Source organism: uncultured Nitrospira sp. (assembly GCA_902500695.1).
Classification (GTDB): domain Bacteria; phylum Nitrospirota; class Nitrospiria; order Nitrospirales; family UBA8639; genus Nitrospira_E.
The window spans coordinates 1-19,073 of sequence record CABVRQ010000043.1; the positions used below are offsets into that span (position 1 = coordinate 1).

The 19,073-nt window shown below is 50.8% G+C and carries 19 protein-coding genes; 11 read left to right on the forward strand and 8 right to left on the reverse strand.

Going from position 1 to position 19,073, the window contains the following annotated elements:
* Positions 1-356: YkgJ family cysteine cluster protein (locus AAH187_RS11740; protein ID WP_342348649.1), on the reverse strand; the 356-nt coding region annotated here is incomplete at its 3' end.
* Positions 357-555: 199 nt separating this feature from the next.
* Between AAH187_RS11740 and AAH187_RS11745 the strand changes: the two genes are divergently transcribed.
* From AAH187_RS11745 to AAH187_RS11780, 8 genes are all read left to right on the forward strand, one after another.
* Positions 556-2,052 carry a hypothetical protein gene (locus tag AAH187_RS11745; protein WP_342348650.1) on the forward strand — a complete coding sequence of 499 codons (1,497 nt, stop codon included), beginning with the start codon at positions 556-558 and terminating at the stop codon, positions 2,050-2,052.
* A 68-nt stretch (positions 2,053-2,120) separates the two neighbouring features.
* On the forward strand, positions 2,121-2,432 hold the full coding sequence (locus AAH187_RS11750) for a glutathione S-transferase N-terminal domain-containing protein (protein ID WP_342348651.1): 312 nt from the start codon (positions 2,121-2,123) through the stop codon (positions 2,430-2,432).
* A 3-nt stretch (positions 2,433-2,435) separates the two neighbouring features.
* Positions 2,436-3,560, forward strand: coding sequence for a KamA family radical SAM protein (locus AAH187_RS11755; protein ID WP_342348652.1), 1,125 nt, complete (start codon positions 2,436-2,438; stop codon positions 3,558-3,560).
* Positions 3,560-4,720: a 2'-deoxycytidine 5'-triphosphate deaminase gene (locus tag AAH187_RS11760; protein WP_342348653.1), complete on the forward strand. Its 1,161-nt coding sequence runs from the start codon at positions 3,560-3,562 to the stop codon at positions 4,718-4,720. Before AAH187_RS11755 ends, AAH187_RS11760 begins: the two co-directional genes overlap by 1 nt.
* 2 nt (positions 4,721-4,722) lie before the next feature.
* A complete protein-coding gene (locus AAH187_RS11765) occupies positions 4,723-5,154 on the forward strand; it encodes a hypothetical protein (protein WP_342348654.1) in 432 nt (143 codons plus the stop codon).
* A gap of 54 nt (positions 5,155-5,208) precedes the next feature.
* Positions 5,209-5,910: a TIGR04283 family arsenosugar biosynthesis glycosyltransferase gene (locus AAH187_RS11770; protein WP_342348655.1), complete on the forward strand. Its 702-nt coding sequence runs from the start codon at positions 5,209-5,211 to the stop codon at positions 5,908-5,910.
* Positions 5,894-6,667 carry a TIGR04282 family arsenosugar biosynthesis glycosyltransferase gene (locus tag AAH187_RS11775; protein WP_342348656.1) on the forward strand — a complete coding sequence of 258 codons (774 nt, stop codon included), beginning with the start codon at positions 5,894-5,896 and terminating at the stop codon, positions 6,665-6,667. Before AAH187_RS11770 ends, AAH187_RS11775 begins: the two co-directional genes overlap by 17 nt.
* Positions 6,668-6,725: 58 nt before the next feature.
* On the forward strand, positions 6,726-7,460 hold the full coding sequence (locus AAH187_RS11780; RefSeq protein WP_342348657.1) for an SDR family oxidoreductase: 735 nt from the start codon (positions 6,726-6,728) through the stop codon (positions 7,458-7,460).
* 43 nt (positions 7,461-7,503) lie between these two features.
* On the opposite strand, the gene lipB is transcribed toward AAH187_RS11780, so the two are convergent.
* Genes lipB through AAH187_RS11795 form a run of 3 tightly spaced genes read right to left on the reverse strand, consistent with a single transcriptional unit; the run spans position 7,504 to position 9,926 of the window.
* On the reverse strand, positions 7,504-8,229 hold the full coding sequence (gene lipB, locus AAH187_RS11785) for a lipoyl(octanoyl) transferase LipB (protein WP_342348658.1): 726 nt from the start codon (positions 8,227-8,229) through the stop codon (positions 7,504-7,506).
* Positions 8,230-8,241: 12 nt separating this feature from the next.
* Positions 8,242-8,646 carry a thioesterase family protein gene (locus tag AAH187_RS11790; RefSeq protein ID WP_342348659.1) on the reverse strand — a complete coding sequence of 135 codons (405 nt, stop codon included), beginning with the start codon at positions 8,644-8,646 and terminating at the stop codon, positions 8,242-8,244.
* Between the two features lie 17 nt (positions 8,647-8,663).
* On the reverse strand, positions 8,664-9,926 hold the full coding sequence (locus AAH187_RS11795; RefSeq protein ID WP_342348660.1) for a TIGR02710 family CRISPR-associated CARF protein: 1,263 nt from the start codon (positions 9,924-9,926) through the stop codon (positions 8,664-8,666).
* Positions 9,927-10,063: 137 nt separating this feature from the next.
* Between AAH187_RS11795 and AAH187_RS11800 the strand changes: the two genes are divergently transcribed.
* The 3 genes from AAH187_RS11800 (at position 10,064) to AAH187_RS11810 (ending at position 13,089) form a co-directional block, all read left to right on the forward strand.
* The gene (locus AAH187_RS11800; RefSeq protein ID WP_342348661.1) at positions 10,064-10,645 is read left to right on the forward strand and encodes a D-sedoheptulose 7-phosphate isomerase; all 582 of its coding nucleotides are present in this window, start codon (positions 10,064-10,066) and stop codon (positions 10,643-10,645) included.
* Entirely contained in the window at positions 10,632-11,609 is a 978-nt protein-coding gene (locus AAH187_RS11805; RefSeq protein WP_342348662.1) for a hypothetical protein, read from the forward strand. The genes AAH187_RS11800 and AAH187_RS11805 overlap by 14 nt, the downstream gene beginning before the upstream one ends.
* Positions 11,610-11,679: 70 nt before the next feature.
* Positions 11,680-13,089 carry a sigma-54 dependent transcriptional regulator gene (locus AAH187_RS11810; protein WP_342348663.1) on the forward strand — a complete coding sequence of 470 codons (1,410 nt, stop codon included), beginning with the start codon at positions 11,680-11,682 and terminating at the stop codon, positions 13,087-13,089.
* A gap of 363 nt (positions 13,090-13,452) precedes the next feature.
* Here AAH187_RS11810 and AAH187_RS11815 read toward each other — a convergent pair whose 3' ends face one another.
* The 4 genes from AAH187_RS11815 to AAH187_RS11830 all read right to left on the reverse strand — a co-directional run bounded on the left by AAH187_RS11815 (position 13,453) and on the right by AAH187_RS11830 (position 18,741).
* Positions 13,453-13,650, reverse strand: coding sequence for a hypothetical protein (locus AAH187_RS11815; protein ID WP_342348664.1), 198 nt, complete (start codon positions 13,648-13,650; stop codon positions 13,453-13,455).
* Between the two features lie 751 nt (positions 13,651-14,401).
* Complete coding sequence (locus AAH187_RS11820; protein ID WP_342348665.1) at positions 14,402-15,292, reverse strand: response regulator; 891 nt, start codon at positions 15,290-15,292, stop codon at positions 14,402-14,404.
* 232 nt (positions 15,293-15,524) lie between these two features.
* Positions 15,525-17,852 carry an ATP-binding protein gene (locus AAH187_RS11825; protein ID WP_342348666.1) on the reverse strand — a complete coding sequence of 776 codons (2,328 nt, stop codon included), beginning with the start codon at positions 17,850-17,852 and terminating at the stop codon, positions 15,525-15,527.
* A complete protein-coding gene (locus AAH187_RS11830) occupies positions 17,839-18,741 on the reverse strand; it encodes an ABC transporter substrate binding protein (RefSeq protein ID WP_342348680.1) in 903 nt (300 codons plus the stop codon). Before AAH187_RS11830 ends, AAH187_RS11825 begins: the two co-directional genes overlap by 14 nt.
* Positions 18,742-19,073: the final 332 nt, after the last annotated feature.

Genomic DNA, 19,073 nt, shown 5'->3' on the forward strand with positions numbered 1-19,073 from the left:
TCCCACCCAAGCACGACCCCATCGTGTTGGGCATTCCACATGAGCGCGAAGGGGTACAATTGGCAATCCAGGGGACGCACCTCATAAATACGACAGTGGTGTGTGACGGGATCAAATGCCGGACAAAGAAATCCTTCATCCGTGGGATGTCGGACGACTTCAATCTGACTACCCCGATGATCAGGAAAGGAAGAGGAAGGGATGCCGTGTGTGACGGCCTGTCGAATTTCATCTTCAGTAAAGTACGGTCTGAGGAAGCTGTCTTGTTCGGGGAAACGACAGCACACTTCGCATTTAAAACAGACGGCCGAGGGAACGACCTGTGGACCAGGAATTACGGGGATTGCCTGAGACATTTGCTCATCACTTTCATGGCTACCTGGCCCGCCATTTCCTTCGAGGGCGTGCCTTGTCTGGTTTCAAGAGAGCGTGCTACGATCTCCCCTATTCTAGCAAAAGGCCCTTCATCAAGGCCTAAGTTTTTCATGTTACATCCGAATTGAAGTGTTTCGTGCAGGTCCAACCTCTTTTGATCGACGAGTGAAGGACGTCAGGGTGTTTGGTCCATTACACACGTCTTCCACGATTAACCCAGGATCTGTTATTTCTTCCTACGCAGAACAATCCGCTTCCCGTCTGCCATTGAGTCCGTCAACATCTGACAGCCCCTATCCTCTCTTTCGGGACACGCTGACCAAGGACGGGTTATTTGTGTCAGGGCAGGACGATCATTGGCGTGTGGCAAGCAGCCCCTTTGTGCTTTCCCACGAGGAAGCCAGGTTTTTCGAAGCCTTAGGACAGCATTTGTTGTTGTTCTACCAGGCGTTGAACCGGTTGTATCTTGAAAGCCTGAAAGGCATGCAACCTGCGTGGGTCCACGAATATTTGGATATCGGAAAGCCGGAGGATCTCCTGGCCCTTGCCCGGATGAATCGGTTCAAAAATCAACTTCCCGGTGTCATTCGTCCAGATCTCATTCCCACCACCGACGGAATGGCCCTGACAGAACTGGATTCTGTCCCTGGAGGGATTGGCTTAACCGGCAGTCTCAGCCGGATGTATGCCCGGCAGGGCAGTCCTGTGTGGCCGCAGGCCGACGGGTTGATTCAAGGGTTTTCCCGTATGTTACGAGGGGCGTTGCACGGGAAGCCTCCTCGTGTTGCTATTGTAGTCTCAGATGAAGCTGAGGCCTATCGTGCGGAAATGCAATGGGTGGTGACTCAACTTCGGCAGGAAGGTTGGGAGGCCTATTGCGGGCATCCCCGTGATATCCGGTTTACGGAAGAGGGTCTTCTGATTCACCATGAGGGGCAGGACCGGCCTCTTTCGGTGGTCTACCGGTTCTACGAATTGTTCGATTTGAAAAATATTCCCAAAGGGGAATTGATTGCCTACAGTGCCAAAAAAGGCCGGGTTGTGGTCACCCCGCCGTATAAGCCCTGGGTAGAGGAAAAACTGGCCTTAGCGTTGTTCCATCACCCGATCTTGGAAAAGTTTTGGGAGCACGAATTGAAATCCGACACGTTTGACTGTCTTCGTGCCATCATTCCCGGGACCTGGATTTTGGATCCCAGGCCCCTTCCACCTTCTGCGGTGATTCCGGGCTTACGCCATGGAAATCGTGCGGTGTCGGATTGGAAGTGGTTAGGAGAAGCGACCCAAAAAGAACGCCAGTATGTCATCAAAGTGTCAGGATTTTCCGACCAGGCTTGGGGTAGCCGAGGCGTTTCAATCGGGCATGATATGTCGCAAGTCCAATGGAAAGAAGTCGTGTCTCATGCGCTGGATCAGTTTGAGACAAGTCCTTCGATTCTTCAAACATTTCACAAAGGGCGACTGGTTGTGGTTGAATATTATGACAGTCATTCCGGTGAGGTCGTCAGTATGGAAGGACGTGCGCGGTTATCCCCGTATTATTTCGTGAATGAGGGGCAGGCCCATTTGGGTGGTATCCTGGCGACGATCTGTCCCAAAGATAAAAAAATTATTCATGGAATGCGGGATGCTGTCATGGCTCCCTGTTCCGTCATGGATGGTCATCCAGGCCCATAAGGCCTAGACCACCGGGTTCTTTCGGTCCGACTGTAATATTCCTCTCATGTAGAAGACCCCTAGTTGACATGTCTGGTACTCTCAACAGTATGAAACTGTATCACACGGAATGGTGTCCGGAATGCCAAGTCGTCCGCGAGAAATTGGACGAATTGGGTCTGCCCTACGAACATGAAGTTGTACCGGATGTTCGCCCTTTCCGGAAAAAATTATTTGAAGTCTCTGGACAAAATTATGTCCCGGTATTGGTTCATGGAGAAACGGTGTTGACGGAGACATCCGATATCTTGGCATATCTGGACGACTACGAAGACCATGGCACTTCCTCAGGGGAAGCCACCCAGCCACCCTCCAGCCACCTTGATGAAAGGAATCATTAAGCTATGGATGATTGGAAAAAGGTCCTCGCCGCAAGTATCACCAAACCCAAGGATTTAGCCAAATATCTTGGGGTCGATCCCAAGGAGGTGGAAGCTGTCGTCGGGCCCTATCCGATGCGAATTACGCCGACTGTGCTGGCGACCATTAAAAATAAAGGGGATGCGATCTGGAAACAGGTGGTACCCGAGGCCATCGAATTGGATGATATTGATGCCCCGGACGATCCGTTGGAAGAAGATACGGACAGTCCGGTTCCTCACCTGGTCCACCGATATCCTGATCGCGTGTTGTTGATGGTCACCAACCAATGTCCTATCTATTGCCGGTTTTGTACGAGAAAACGGCTGGTGGGAAAACCTGGGTTTCTCAAGAAGGGTGAGCTCGACCAAGCGGTGGCGTACCTCAGAGAGCATACGGAAGTACGGGATGTTATTTTATCCGGCGGTGATCCGTTGTTATTGCCTGATCGTCTCATTGAGCGGATTCTGAAAGGCCTTCGGTCCATCCCGCATTTAGAATTAATTCGGTTTGGGACCCGTGTGCCGGGGACTCTTCCTCAACGGATTACTCCGGAATTGTGTGATATCGTGAAACGCTTCCATCCTATCTATATGAATTTGCATTTCAACCATCCGGATGAGTTGACGCCTGAGGTCAAAGAGGCTTGTGGCCGGTTGGCGGATGCCGGGGTGCCCTTGGGAGCCCAAACCGTCTTGCTGAAAGGGGTGAATGATGATCCTGAAATCATGAAACGCCTGATGCATCAACTGTTGTTGGCCAGAGTGAAGCCCTATTACCTCTATCAAGCCGATCTCACCAAGGGGACGAATCATTTCCGGACCACGGTGGAAACAGGGTTGAAAATAATTCAATCTCTTCAGGGGCACACCAGTGGCATGGCCGTTCCCCACTTTGTCATTGATGCGCCGGGAGGGGGCGGAAAGATCCCTCTGTTGCCCAACGATTATTTATTGAATTTAGATGAGAACGGGGCAGTCTTAAAAAATTACGAAAATAAAACCTACCATTATCCTCAGCCGACATCGGGAAACGGGCGTGAGCTGCCCATGGTAGGCGCCCCTGCGTCCCAGGATATGTGCGGTGCCGGCGCCATGGATGATTATTGATGGTCGATTCCAAGAAAACGGGCATTCTGTCCTTTCAACATCTTCGTGCGCTGGTTCGTCAGCGGGTTATCCGAGCCGAGGTGCCCATCATCTCCAGTCAAATTCAACCGGCCAGTCTCGATTTACGGCTGGGAACGAAGGCCTACCGTCTCCTGAGCAGTTTTCTCCCAGAGCCATCAGATCAGCAATCCCAGTTTACGATTGAGGATCTCTACAGGTCCGATATGGTGATGTACGATATGGATCTGACCAATGGGGCAATTCTGGAAAAAGGCCATGTCTACCTCGTCCCCTTGATGGAGAGGGTAAAGCTGCCAAAAGATATCCGCGGCCGAACCAACCCAAAAAGTTCTACGGGAAGGTTGGATATCTTTACCCGCGTGGTGACGGATTTGCATGTGGGCTTTGATGAAATACGCTCTGGGTATGAAGGCCCGTTATTTTTGGAAATCGTGCCCCGGTCGTTTACCATACGAGTGCAGGCTGGATTGGCTCTCAACCAATTGCGATTAATGTCCGGCAAACCCATGGTCTCGGATTCAGGTTTGCGGACGGTTCATCGCAAGACGCCTTTGCTGTTTCATAATGGAGATTCAGGGAAAACGGATAGGCCCTTGTCGGCCAAGGAACTCCGGGTAAATAACGGGCTGTTTTTAAGTGTCGATTTGCAAGGATCGAGTGACCATTCCGAGGCAATTGTGGGGTACCGGGCAAAAAAGAACAGTCATGTCATTGATCTCAGCCTGGTGGGCCACTATGCCGCCACTGATTTTTGGGAACCGCTCAAACGCAATGCCACGGCCACGATGCTACTGGAGCCGGAAGAATTTTATATTCTGGCCTCCAAGGAACGTATCCAGGTTCCACCTGGGTATTCATCGGAAATGGTGGCGTATGAAGCTGCCTGCGGGGAATTACGAACCCATTATGCCGGGTTCTTCGATCCGGGGTTTGGCTATGCCAACCCAAGCCGGAAAGGGACCCAGGTGGTTTTGGAGGTTCGCCCTCACGATGTGCCCTTCCGTATTCACGACGGGCAGACATTTTTTAAGGTTGTCTACGAAAAGATGCGAGATATTCCCATGCAGTTATATGGATCGGCCTTGGGGTCTTCCTATTTCCAGCAGGGGCTCACACTCAGTAAACATTTTAAGTGGTAACTATGAGTACAGAAACCGATCCACCTCAGTCGACTGATCCTATTGTTCCTAAGCCGGTGGCTCCCCGTCCGCCAGTCATGGAGGAGGACCAGGAGGATCAAGAAAATCTGCAGATGCAGGTGGCCATGCGTATGGTGGGATCCGCTATGGTCTTTATCGGGTTTTTGCAGGTTTTTCTGTCCGCCAGTACCGGTGCGGAAATCAGCATCTTCCCCATGATTATTTATTTTTCAGGAATGGCGATGTGGGCGTATTCGTCGGTCGAAAACCTCACGGTCCGTTATACGGTGATGGCCTTGTCCCTGCTTTGTGCGATGGCATTTATGCATTTTGGGGAGGTTTTATTTTGGCATAAGTATCTGATTTACTGGGGCACGATCGGAGTCGTCGTGTTTTTTATGTTCAGAAATCCCAAGAAACCCGCCGACTCGTAGACGTACGTTCTTGTTTCTTTGCTTTTCCTGTGTGTGCCGGCAATGAGGGTCTCCATGAACATCGCCGTGATCATTCCGGTCTTGAATGAACAAAAGGCTTTAGCTGAGTTGCTGCCTGCGTTGCTGTCATCATTCGGATTTGAGGAGCTGATCATTGTGGATGGCGGTAGTGGTGATCAAACGACGGATGTGGCAAGGACGATCTGTCAATCGGCACCTGATGTCCACACGCAAATTATCAATGGGCCACGTGGGCGGGCTTCCCAAATGAATGCCGGGGCAGCTCTGGCCAAATCCGACATTCTGGTATTTTTGCATGCGGATACCCAATTGCCGCACAATGCCGGACAAGTGGTGGCAAAGGCCATGGACGATCAGGGGTGTGTCGGTGGCCGGTTTGATGTACGATTTCCACGGGACACCGGTTATGCATGGATGGTGAGCCGGCTCATGAATCTGCGCTCACGCTGGTCCGGGATTTCCACCGGCGACCAAGCCATGTTTGTGCGACGTTCAGTGTTTGAAGAGTTGGGAGGATTTGCGAATATTCCTCTTATGGAAGATATTGAATTCAGCCGCCGGTTGAAGCGAGTTGGCACGATCGCGTCTCTGCGAGCTAAGGTCGTCACCTCGTTTCGACGGTGGGACCTGCACGGCCCTCTCCGCACGATTGTGCGCATGTGGACACTCCGCGCATGGTATTGGCTAGGATCGGATCCCCGTCGTCTTCAGCAGTATTATGACACCGTCCGGTAACGACCCAGGTCTACGTCGATCACGCCCATCATCGCAGAGCCAGGGGAAAGGACGTCGATCTCCCCCGCCTGCGACGTCGGCGATTATTGTCTTTGCGAAGGCACCGGTTGCCGGTCAAGTCAAAACACGCCTGTGTCCTCCTCTCACGCCTGATGAGGCTGCCAGTCTCCACGGAAGTCTCGTTTTAGATATCTTGGAGCGATGCCAATCTCTCAGAGAGTACGATCGCATTCTGGCCGGAACGCCCTCTCCCCATCATCCCTTCTTTCGGGCCATGGAGGCTCGATTCAAAGTCCCTGTCTGGGATCAACAGGGGGATGACCTGGGAGCCCGCATGGCCGGGGTGTTTAAACAGGCGCTCGGAGCTCTCTACCGTTCGGCTGTGGTTATTGGCACCGACATTCCGGGGATCCATGGACCACTGCTGAAGTCAGCCGTGAAGGGCTTGGAGGATCATGATGTGGTGTTGGGCCCCACAGTGGATGGCGGATATTATTTAATAGGGCTGCGCTCACCTGTGCCGGATCTGTTTAAGGATATGCCGTGGTCCACTGATCAGGTGTATGCGCGTACCAAACAAAGGGTTCAGGATTTGGGTTTATCGTTGAAAGTCTTACCGACGCTACGAGATTTCGATACGGTTGAAGATCTTCATCTGTTTATCCGTGAGGCCAAGGACCGCCAGAATCAGACATTTTCTTCTCGTACGAAAAACGTGTTGCAAGAATTAGCGACACGATTGACCAACCGTGAATAATTGGGGAATGATTTTTGTATGACAGGTGTGTGCAGGAGAACGACAGGGGCGGGAAGCCATGACTGAGCGGGTGGCGTTGATTACTGGTGGAGCAAGGGGAATCGGGCGTGGTATCGCCCTGGACTTAGCCGCCAACGAATGGAAGGTGGCGATTTGCTATCGCACCAGTCAGTTTGAGGCTCAGGATGTCGTGCGCACCATTGAAGGGAAAGGCGGAAAGGCGTTGGCTCTTCAGTGTGATGTCTCAGATGCCACTGCTGCTGTCCAGCTTGTTCAGCAAGTGGAGAATACATGGGGACGGATTGATGCCTTGATCAACGGGGCCGGGCCTTACCATCGGGTGCCGCTTTTTGAAGAGACCGCCGATGGCTGGTCGGAGATGTTCAACAATAATCTTCACCCGATCTTCTATCTCGCGAAGGCTGTGGCCCCAGGGATGAAAGGCAGAAAATCAGGACGGCTCATTTCATTTAGCATGGCCAACGCAGACAAAATGGAAGCCCAATCGCATGTGACCGCCCATTATATTGCCAAGGCCGGCGTGCTCATTCTTACCAGGACATTGGCAAAAATCCTCGCTCCCGATGGTATTACCGTCAATGCGGTTTCACCAGGATTTATTGATTCCGGCAGCGCGCCTCCTGGGGAGCTGGATGGCATGGCTAAGAAAATTCCGGCCGGTTATATCGGGGAAATTGAAGATACCGTTCAAGCCGTTCGTTATTTCCTATCTGATGAGGCTCGCTATGTGACGGGGGCCAATCTGCACGTGAGCGGGGGCTGGGGAGTCTGAAGCTTCAAAGCTGTTATCATGTGCAGAATACAGGGTTTCTGAATCATTTGATCCCTGGCTCCACTTCTTGCTCGTAACCGGGTCCATTTACTTCCAACCAGGTGATTCCAAAAACCTCCCCAAAATGGTGAGTGATTTGGGTCCGCACTCGATGCAAATCTATTGATCTCCCGAGATTCTTTGCCATGGAAACCATGGTGCATCCTTCAATGCCACATGGTGATAAAAGAGTAAACGGCTTGAGATCGACGTTCACGTTTAAGGCAAATCCGTGCATGGTCACCCCACGGGAAATTCGTACGCCGATGGAGGCAATTTTTTCCATGCACATGGCAGATGTTCTCACCCACACTCCCCGAAACGATTCATGACGACATCCGGTAATACCCCATTCCCCTAAAGTGCGAATCAGGACTTCCTCCAATTGCTGGACATAGATTTTGGGACCAGGACAGAAATTTCGAAGTTGTAGGATGGGATATCCGATCAACTGTCCGGGGCCATGATAGGTCACAGATCCGCCTCGCCCGCTCTGATGAAGATGGATTCCCATGTCCTGCAGTTCGGTCCAACGCGGCTCCCAATGCTCCGGTTTGGTTGTCCGCCCCAAGGTGACGACGGGTTCGTGTTCGGTCAATACCAATGTGTCGGGCCGACGGTTTTCGAGACGTTGGGTTGCCAAAGATTGTTGAAGATCCCAGGCTTCCGCATAAGGCAGACGAGGAAACGTTAGAATCATTCCCGGTTGTCGGGAATCGGAGAGAGGCATAGGATTGCGTTCTCAGGAAGAAGGGAATATTAACGGGAGACCCAAGGCTTCCAGAATAGGAGGTGGGAGGCGTTTGATTTTCCCCTTGGTGTTGACTGCCACGAGTGTTGCCGATCCTTCCACGACCAATCTCTTGCTGGTGCGATCTTTGATGACATGGGAAAACGTGAGAGAAATTCGTCGATCGGCCGCCACTGTTGTCTCGACCACCAGGGTCTCTCCATAGGTGGCGGCCGATCGATAAGAAAGTTCAGCGCGTACCACGCGAAATTCGGTTCCTTCCTGTATCAACGAGGCAACCGACAGACCATGGCTATCCAAGTAATGCGTTCGGGCTCGTTCAAAGTATTTCAGATAGTTGGCGTAATAGACGACTCCCCCACAGTCTGTATCTTCATAATAGACCCGTACTTCCATTCCGCCGGGTGCCTCCGCTAGATATTCATGGTTGGAAATTCTGGAAGGTCGGTGGGATCCACGCCACTTAATTTTATCACCAGGTCATAGATTTGGTGGAAACGTTCAGGTTTAATGGGTTCAAAACCGTAGCCCAGCAGCGCATGATCAGCGGCATCAAATAAGGATTTCATTTTTGACCAATCCGTGACAAAGCGTTCCCCCATGGGATCTCCGAGCGTGGCCAACGTTTGAAATTGCGCCGGCAAAGGAAGGCGATATTTTCCATCAATTTCGTTGAGATATTGCCTGCGACAGGTGTCCTGGAGGTCTTCCGGAAGTTGTTCGAGATTCACATCCCAACTTTTTAGGTGATACTGGGTAAACAATCTGGATTGAGCAAAGGCTTCCAAGGCTCGAAGCAGGACATGAGTGGCGGCTTCAAGATCCCGCCCCCGATCTCCATGGCGCTTGGACCATGCCAATAAATCGAGAGACACCGCCGGTTTAATGTCCTTGGAATCCAGTACAATTCGTTCAAGGAACGTGAGATTTCCTTTGAGTACGTGGATGAGACGATCCATGCCTGGCGGGCCGCCCCACACGGAGGCCAGTTCCAGGGCCTTGATCCCGCCCTTCAATTTTTCCCAGGCAGGTCGATAGAGCAGTTGATCCCAGATGCCATAGGCCTGTGCGACATCGGCCAAGGCTCGATAGAAGGGTTTCAGCCCGCCGCTGATGCGATGCTCCAGGGTATGAAACCCTTTCACGGCTGCATCATAAGAGCCATGGTTGAAATGGTAGCAAGCCTCGTGTCGAAGGTGCGGCGCCTCTTCGTCCCAAGGATTGACTGCGGCTTCAGATTGCGACACCAGTTTGGTGATCGCTTCAACTGCCTGGTCAACAGACGGAAAAGGATGACCGGGAAACAACAACACTTTGGTGGAAAAGGGAAATCCTGTCAGCACCATGGCAGAAGCCATACCAACGGTTGCATTGGTGATATCAATCACCAATTCGCCAGGTATCACCTTCCAGGTCGTCAACAGAGGGCCAAGCCCCTGGGCCAGGGCCTTCTGGCACGCCGAAAAACTTTCCGGGGAGGGGGTGAAGATCCAGTCCCAACGTTGGGGCATGCGGGACAGAGCCGGAGGGATTTTGGACTCCACGACCTCTTTATGAGATTCGTGCAGAAAAAAACACACCATGTCAGGATTTAAATGTCGGACAATGGCAATGGCGGACGTAGGATCGGATTGAATGGCAAGTAGGAGTGCTTTGGTGGGGATATGGGCACTCACAATGGGTCGACTATATCATCGGTCGAGGAGACCGGCAAGAAAACTGATGGTGGATATCATGCTTTCAACGGATAACCCCTGTCTTTCTCTTCATTGCAGTGTGAAATTTGAGTCCTATCCTGATAGAATCGGCCACCATGAATATTGATGCGGTGATCCAGGCTTTTGAAACCAGTGCGGATGTCAAAAATGAATTTATCCGGACACATGCGGAGCGTGTGGTTGAAGTCGGTCAATTACTGATCCGGGCATTTCGTGAAGGCCGAAAGGTCCTGCTCTTTGGAAATGGTGGCAGCGCTACGGATGCTTCGCATCTTGCCGCGGAATTTGTCGGTCGATATCGCCGCGATCGAGATCCCCTCCCTGCCCTGGCTTTGGCCTGCGATATGGCCGCAATTACCTGCATTGCGAATGATTACGACTTTACTGATATTTTCTCCCGGCAAATAAAGGCGCATGGCCGCAAGGGAGATGTGGCTATTGCCATTAGCACCAGTGGGAACTCCCTGAACGTGATCCGTGGTGTGGAAGCCGCTGCCGACAGTGGTCTTGTCACAGTAGCCTGGACAGGCGCCACCGGGGGTAAAGTGGGAGATCTCGTCGATTATTGTTTTCGGGTCCCTTCTTCGGTGACGGCACGTATTCAAGAATGTCACATTACGCTGGGCCATGTGTTGTGCGAATTTATTGAAGAGCGTCTTTTTGGTGACCAGGGCTAAATCATTACCAACCGGTGTGTCCCCGAAGCTGAATCTCGCCCGGCTTCGGACTTACCCGCTTCAAACCCGTCATTCAAAAGTAAAAATGGCGGATTTTGGCTCCCCTTGGCGGCGGGCTGGTACCTTTCAAGCCTTTCTCAAAACCCTGCCGGATATTTTAGCAGGCAAAACTTTTCGTGCTGTGGTTGCGGCGATTGTTGATGCCAGGCGACGGGGAAGACCGGTGATCCTCGGCATGGGCGCCCATCCTACCAAGGTCGGTCTCAATCCCATTGTTGTGGACCTGATGCGAAAGGGTGTGATTACTGCGGTAGCCATGAATGGGGCCGTCATCATTCACGACTTTGAGTTAGCCTATCTTGGGCAAACATCGGAGGAGGTCGAAGCCGAAATTGATTCCGGACGATTTGGCATGGCGGAAGACACGGGACGTATTTTAAATGAGGCTATTGTACAAGGATGGCAAGAGGGTTTGGGCATTGGAGAAGGGGTCGGCCGGTATCTCCTGAAGCATCCCAAGCAATTTCCACATCGGCGATGGAGTTTGCTGGCGGCCGGTGCGGAACTTGGTCTTCCGGTGACGGTGCATGTGGCGATCGGAACCGATATCATTCACATGCACCCCCACGCAAACGGAGAAGCGATTGGTGGCGGCTCGTTATTGGATTTTCGCAAGCTGGCCGCAGTGGTGTCGAAGATGGAAGGGGGCGTGTATATCAATTTGGGATCAGCGGTCATGATGCCGGAGGTCTTTCTCAAGACCGTGACGTTGGGCCGGAATCTGGGACGAGCCTTAAAACAGATCACGACCGTGAATATGGATTTTCTCCCGCATTACCGACCGATGACCAATGTCGTCAAACGGCCAACGCAAAAAGGTGGAAAGGGTTATGCGCTGATCGGCCATCATGAATTGATGGTTCCGCTTCTGGCTGCAGCCGTGCTGGAGGCGCTTGACAGATAAGGTGTTCTCAGGTGGCGGCGACTTTATAGATTTAGGACAATCAGGTGCGGGCTTAAGGAGTAGAACCCTCATGAAAAAGAAAATTCTCATCGTGGATGATCATCCCGACATTGTCCTCATGCTTACAGATCGCTTAGAAGCCCTCGGCTATGACACGATTTCCGCTGGAAATGGCCAAGAAGCGTTGGAGAAATATGAGCAGGACTTTCCTCACCTCATGCTGTTGGATTTGGAAATGCCACAGATGGCGGGCATGGAAGTGTTGAACCAATTAGCCAAAATCGGTGTGAAAAAAAATGGAGAGGCTGAATCTCAAACATTTGGCGGAGGAGAGTGCCTCCCGTTGCCTGTGGTGGTCATGACGGCTCATGGCACCATTTCCAAAGCCGTTGAAGCCATGAAAGCGGGAGCGTATGACTTTCTCACGAAGCCTATTGAGCTGGACCACCTGGCCATTGTCCTCAAAAAAGTCTTAACGCGGGAAGCGTTGGGGCGACAGGTTGCCGCGTTGCGCACGGAAGTGGAAAGCCGGTATAGCCAAATTGTTGGAGATAGCTCTCAGGTTCATTCAATGGTGGAGTTGGCAAAACGAGCTGCCGAGGCTGATGCCACTGTGTTGCTGTTAGGAGAAAGCGGGACGGGGAAGGAGCTGTTTGCCCGGTCCATTCACCAATGGAGTGACCGGCGGGATATGCCCTTCAGTATCATCAATTGCGTGGCTCTCACGGAAACCCTCTTGGAAAACGAACTCTTTGGTCATGAAAAAGGGGCATTTACCGGTGCAGACTCTCTCCAGAAAGGGAAAATTGAAGCGGCGGATGGGGGAACCATTTTCCTGGATGAAATCGGCGATATGCCGCTGGGGCTTCAAGCTAAATTACTCAGGGTGCTTCAGGATCATGAGTTTCCCCGGGTAGGTGGGACGCGATTGGTCCGCGTCAACATTCGGGTGATTGCGGCCACCAACAAGGATCTTAAGCGAGCGGTCAAAGAGAAGACCTTTCGAGAAGACCTGTATTTCCGGCTGAATGTCGTGAACTTGGTATTACCACCATTGCGGGATCGTCCCGAAGATATCATTCCTCTTGCCGAGCATTTTTTAGCCAGGCACATGAGAGAAATGAAAAAACGGAAGCGGAGTTTTTCCAAGTCTGCCATCCAAACGATGCGATGTTACGCCTGGCCCGGCAATATTCGGGAACTGGACAATGCTATTGCTCGAGCAGTGGTATTGGGAGTAGATGAGGAAATTTCTCCAGATCTTTTGGGATTGGGCGGAGGAAAAGACGAACTCGATGAGGTCGACAACCTCCCCTACCATGAATCCCTGGACCGATTCGGTACCCACATTCTGGAGCAGGCCATGCGTCGGAGCAATTGGAGCCAAACCAAAGCCTCGGAGCTTCTGGGGCTTCAACGTACTTACCTCTCCCGCCTTCTCAAGCAAAAAGGCATTCAGCAGGGTACTGAGGATTCCTGACCACTTTGGGATTTCGAGGACTCGAGGAAAGACTCCCCAAGATTCAAACGCACAATTGTGTTTACTGGCAAAGGAGAATGGAGCCCTATCGTCCTGTTTGTGATTGGTCCGAATGCGGGCATTAGCAGTAATATCCCCACAAATAAACACCTGCCGGGTTCGGAAAATCCAGTTGGCCTGCATAGTGGGAATTAGTCAGATTTTCAATGGCCAAAAATGGGCGAATGCCCCTATGAATTTGATAGGAAACTTTTCCGTTCAAAAGGAACACGTTTTCTACACTTGTGGTGCGGTCGTGCTGTTAAATGGGTTCGAGTCGGGTTCTCCATCAAGATAAGACCCTTGGAGAAACCCGCATAATCCTCATGTGGAGACATAGCCCACCCGTGCATTGCCTGATGACCGATCGAAGTTCTCTTCATTTCTCTGGTCCACGTTCACATCTGTACAGGTTCTGTTCAACGACACCGACAATTCCTCGGTGATCTGATTTTTTAGAGAAATTTCCGCCCATTGGGAAATGGCAGCAAAGAAGGCTTTAGTTTTGTGTTCTATTCCCATGCCTCGGCAATCTGAAAAAATTAATCATGTTATCCATATCCTTGCGAAACCAGCAGAGTCCGACTTCAAGGCGGTCCTTCCATAGAAGTTGGGAAGCCCTTATCTTTACCGAAAATTTTTCCGTGCCCCATTCCAAATTGCCTATTCCAGCATCAAGGTTAATTAACCGGGACAGGCGACTTTTTGCCCAATCGCTTGGTGTTTCCCAGGTTTCCTAGAGCAGGGATTCCTGCCAGCTGGTCAATTTAATGCTATGGTTTCCCTCGGGATAGAGGATATCGTATCCAGATCCCAGGGAAATCTGGCGGTTGGGGAGGGGCAGGCATGCCTCATCAAAAAAATACGCAATGGTCAGGGAATAAAATTCCTCAGAAACCCCATTTCTTAGCGTTGGTGCTTGTCATGCTTTACAAACAGACAGGGTTTCACTTTGACTCTGTTTGTATTGGGCAGTGAGACCTGGGTGTTAGTTCCTGTGAAAGTGATCGTGTTCTTCCTTGTGTCGTTGATTTGGGAAAAAGAGTTGTCGGGGAAAAGGTTTAAATTGTTTTGGAATCGGTCAAAATGAAATTTTCCCGCCACTCCAGCTTCGTTCCTTCCTGAGTGGTCGCATTCAATTTCTCCTGGTTGGTATCATTCTTCTGCCGGCACGTTCTCAGTCATGTGAACTTTGTGGAAGTGTTTCACGGTTTCAGATCGGGCAGGGTATATGGGGTGTGATGATCAGATAACCTGGGGACTTAAAAAAATCCTAGGTCTCATTTGATTTCTCTTCCGCAGGACGGGTCACCGCGCAGGTAAATTCCTGCCCTTGAAAGTTGAGGAGGTACACTGAAATCTCAATAGGGAACTCCTGGCCATTTTTGGTGCGGTGGATCGATGGGTAAGATAAGGGTTGACCCTTCCGCAAGCTTTCCAGGCATTGTTGGAATTTCTCATTGTCATGGTAAGGGGCAATGTCAGGAATACGAAGGGTTTTGAGTTCTTCCGGTGTATATTCTAAGGCGTCGCAAGCCGCCTGATTGGCAAAACGTAAGCGTTTCTCCGAATCTGCCACCATAATCCCCTCGGGTACATGATCAAAAGCGAATTGCATAAGTTGAGCGTACTCTGCCAGCCGTTCATATGCGGTGAGGGTCAATGGGTGCTTCGTGGTCTCATCAGAGGAAGCCGGGGTTGAGCTTGGTTGAAGCAGGGAGGGGAAGGTGCCTATTGGAAGGGTTGGTGCGGGAGAGCCTTGCCATCCCGCTACCGCGATGTTTCGTGCCAAACAGGCTCGATGAATGGCAGATTTAACTTCCTGCCGTTGGTACGGTTTGGTGAGGTAGGCGAAGGCTTTATCGAGGATGTCGGGGTTGGCAGTCTTTCGTAAAAAGGTAAAGGCACTCAACAGAATGACGGGTAAGTGTGGATGCGTTTGAGAGAGTTCGTGAAGAACTTCAATGCCATCCCGGTCTGGAAGTCCGACATCGAGGAGCACGACATCATACGATGAGGTCGTACTCTTTTGGAGGGCGGCCTCTCCCGTCTCTACAGGGTCCACCTCAAAACCTTCCTGGCGAAGGTAATCAGAGATGGCAAGAAGAATGTCGGTGTCGTCATCCACAAGCAAAACTCGCGGCTTCGTGGACAAAGGTGACATCTTTCCGTTCTTTTCAGACAATCCAGAACTATGTAGAATTTTGATAGAAGAGGTTACCTAGGAATTATCCTACAGTTCCCAGCAATTCTAAGGAAAAAGCACTGCAAGTTGCAGGCTTATGTAAATGGGTGTTTTTCCAAAAAGAGGGAACTGTCAAAATAAAAAAATGTATCTATTAAGATAATTGTTGTATCTAAATTGATACATTTTGGGCAGGCCTCATTTCTGATTTTTAGGAGGGAGTGGTCGATGGTGTGACGGGTAAGATCACACAGAAGCGACTGCCCTCTCCTGGGGTACTCTCCACCCAAATCGATCCGCCGTGCAGCTCGACTAAGCTCTTGGTGATAGCCAAGCCAAGGCCTGCTCCGCGACTTTTCATTTCAGAAGATTGCCCGCGATAAAATCGTTCAAAAATCGTCTGTTGTTCCTCGAGAGGGATGCCGCAGCCACTATCAATGACACAGGTTTGAAGCATGCCGTCGTCCCGCTGCTTCACTTCCACAGTCACGGTTCCGGAAGATTCTGTAAATTTGAGGGCATTATTGATGAGGTTGGTAAAAATCTGAATAAGTTTATCCCGATCACCTTGGATGAATCCGATGGGAGCGGAAATATGGGCTTCGAGAATGAGAGACCGTTCCTGCGCCATAGGTTGCAACGTTTCCACGACCTCCCTTACGAGGCTGCCCATGTTGACGGCGCTCCGGTGCAAGTCCATGCGGCCGGCTTCGATGCGGGAAAGGTCCAAAAGATCATTAATCATTCGAGTGAGTCGTTCGATATTGTATTTCATTCGTTCGAGATAGAAGGATTGTCGGTCATTCAGATCCCCGACCAAGCCATCCAACATATTTTCCACCAACCCTTTGATAGAGGTCATCGGGGTTCGAAGTTCATGTGAGACAATCGATACGAAGGAGGATTTCAACCGGTCTAATTCTTGAAGACGTTCATTGGCCGACTGCAGATCTTGCGTGCGTTCTTTGACTCGTTCTTCGAGAGTTTGAGCGAGTGTTTCGACTTCCTCATAGGTTTGGGCGTTGTCGATGGCGACAGCCACATGACTGGCTATGGTCAAAAGTAAATCCAGATCTTCCTGCGTGCAGCGTTGGTTCCCGCGATCGGCTCCCAGATATCCCAGCACGCGTTGATGACTCAGCAGCGGGGCGCACACAAAAGAGATTACTTCCATCTGTCGACAGATTGGAAGGAGGAGAGGGTTTACCTGATGGGCTATTTCGTCCAGATCGTACGCCAAAACCGGACGGCCATGGATCAAAAGGGTTTCATCTATGCTTCCTTGTGTAATGGGAAATTCAAGGTCCCGAATCCGTGTCTCCAATTCCGGATGCACTCCGGACACATCTGAGATTATGCACGTAGTGCCTCCAGGGTTCTGGAGAACCAGGATCATACGTTGGAATCCCAGATTTTTTCGAAGAAGCTTTAAGACGGTGGAAAATAATTTTTGGATATCTAATGTCGAGGTAATCACAATTCCGGTTTGATGCAAGGTACTGAGTTGAGTGACCTGCTTTGTGATGGTATGAACATAATGGGAGATGGCTTCTTCACGTTGTTGGAGGGATCGCGCCATCCGATCGATGCTGGTGGTGAGTTGTCCCACTTCATCCTGGGTGTCGGCGGTCACCGTCACGGCCAAATCCCCTTCAGCGATTTTTTGGGAGGCTGCTGCCAAACGCTGGAGGGGCGTGACGATGCGATTGGTTAAAAAAATTGTGAGAAGAATACCGAGGAGGATGATTCCCACAGTGAGGAGACCGATGTGCCATACCGTTTGGTTAAGCGATTGTTGCATGGGTGTGGTACTGAGGCCGATTTGGATGATGCCGATGATGCTGGACGCTTTGGTGGAAACGGTAAGATGGTCTTGAAGGTTTTCTGATAACAGCAGTTCCATGGTGGAGAGCCGCCGATCCTGCCGGTAAACCGGAAGGGCGAAATCATAAATGGTTTCTGATCCGACTCTGAATCCTTCTGCACCCTTTCGTTCTGCGGATCGTTCAGAGAGAAGTCCTTCCTTAAGGGGTGAGGTATGTAAGACCGTCAAAAGTGGCTCATTTATGGACTTTTGGGGAGCTGATGTGATCAGGCCTTCTGTGAGTGAATCATCCGGGAGTAAGGGCTGCGTTTCGTCACGGGTAAGCCTCGTCGTATCCACTAATTTTCCTTTTGATTTTCCGACTAATACGTTACCGTCCTGGTCTCGTACAATGGCGTAGACGACTTCCGGTGCCGATAACGCGCCATCTAACATCGTCTCCAGATAATGCGTATCTTGAATAATGAGTCGATTGACGCTGACATTGTTCAGTGTTTTAACCAGAATAGTTCCAGTTTTGAGTAGCGCATCTTTCATGACCTCGGCTTCCTGCTGAATAAGGTATCCACTGAGACTTGAGCAGGCAAGGACGATTACCAGACTGACAAACAAGGAAAATTTCGCTCGTAAGGTGAGGAATCCCGACGGTATTCCAGTGTGTTCAGTTGGGAGAGGCGATGGCGGTAGGGTGCGTTGGGGTTTAAAATCGCTCATCGAATAGCCTCAGGACGTCTGGCGAGGGAGAGAGGTTCAAGTACCTCGCGGACTTCTGATTGATGGATTGATGGACGCGTTCGGGAGGGATAATCGTTCCCAAGAGAGATGAAGACCTTTGTCCGGTCAGCTGTTGGGTAAGCTGGGCGGCCTGTTTGCCAATGTCCACAGAATGAAAATATACGCCGACAACTGCGCCGCTGCGCACTAATCCGGCCGAAAAACCTACGACGGGAATCTTGGCTTCCAACGTTGTACTCAACAGAAAGTCCAGAGTGTTTTCAGTGAGAACGGTGCTGTCTGGTAACAGCCACAAGGCGTCGATGTGGTCTTTGAGGGCATTGAGTGCGAAAGCGACATCTTGTTCTTGATGTACTTCTTCGGAGACGATCTTGATGCCCAAAGTTTTGGCGTCATGGAGAAGTTGACTATGCATCTCGTTAGTTTTTTTGGGATCGAAGAGCACTCCAATGCGTGAAGCCTTGGGTGCCAAATTGTGTAGGGACTGTAGTTGTTGTCGGAATGGGACATCCAGAGAGAGGCCCACCATGTTGGCGGTCGGTAAGCCATTTTTTTCCGGATCAAGCACCAAACAAAAAATGACAGGGATATCCAGGATTTCAAGTTTGGCAGCAAGAGCCGCTTTTAATCCCACGGCCAGTACAATCTTGGCATTAGATGCGCGAATGCGCCGCGATAGAATGCGGCCTTTTGCCATGTCCCCCTGGAGGTTGTATTCCCCAGTCACCTGAAAAGCGGAAGGGAGAGCCGATGTAAATGCGGTAATGGCTTCAGAATAGGCGGTGATGTCTGCCGACTTCAGAATGGCGACTTCCTCGGCAAAGGTGACAGTGTACAGGTTGAGGAAAATTCCCACACACAAGATCACCAAGATACGTTTTCTCCAATGCGGTGATCGGTGGGATATATCCCTCAAGTTGTTCATCATGTCTCGGGGACGTTTATGAGGTAATTTGTTCTGGAGTTATCCTAATTTTCGCTCGGAGTTTATCAGGTTGGGTCAGAAACACACCTTTCCCCCTGGAGTTTTACCCAAATATAAGGAAGAAGCAAGGATAGTACCGGTGGAAACTAGGCAGTAATAATGAGAAGTTTTTGAGTTGGAAATGAGCTGGAATTTAAGAGGATGATGGTATTTGAAGAAAGGAAGAGCGGATACGTCTAGGACGAACCGTCAGATGGAATGGGAAACCATCTTCA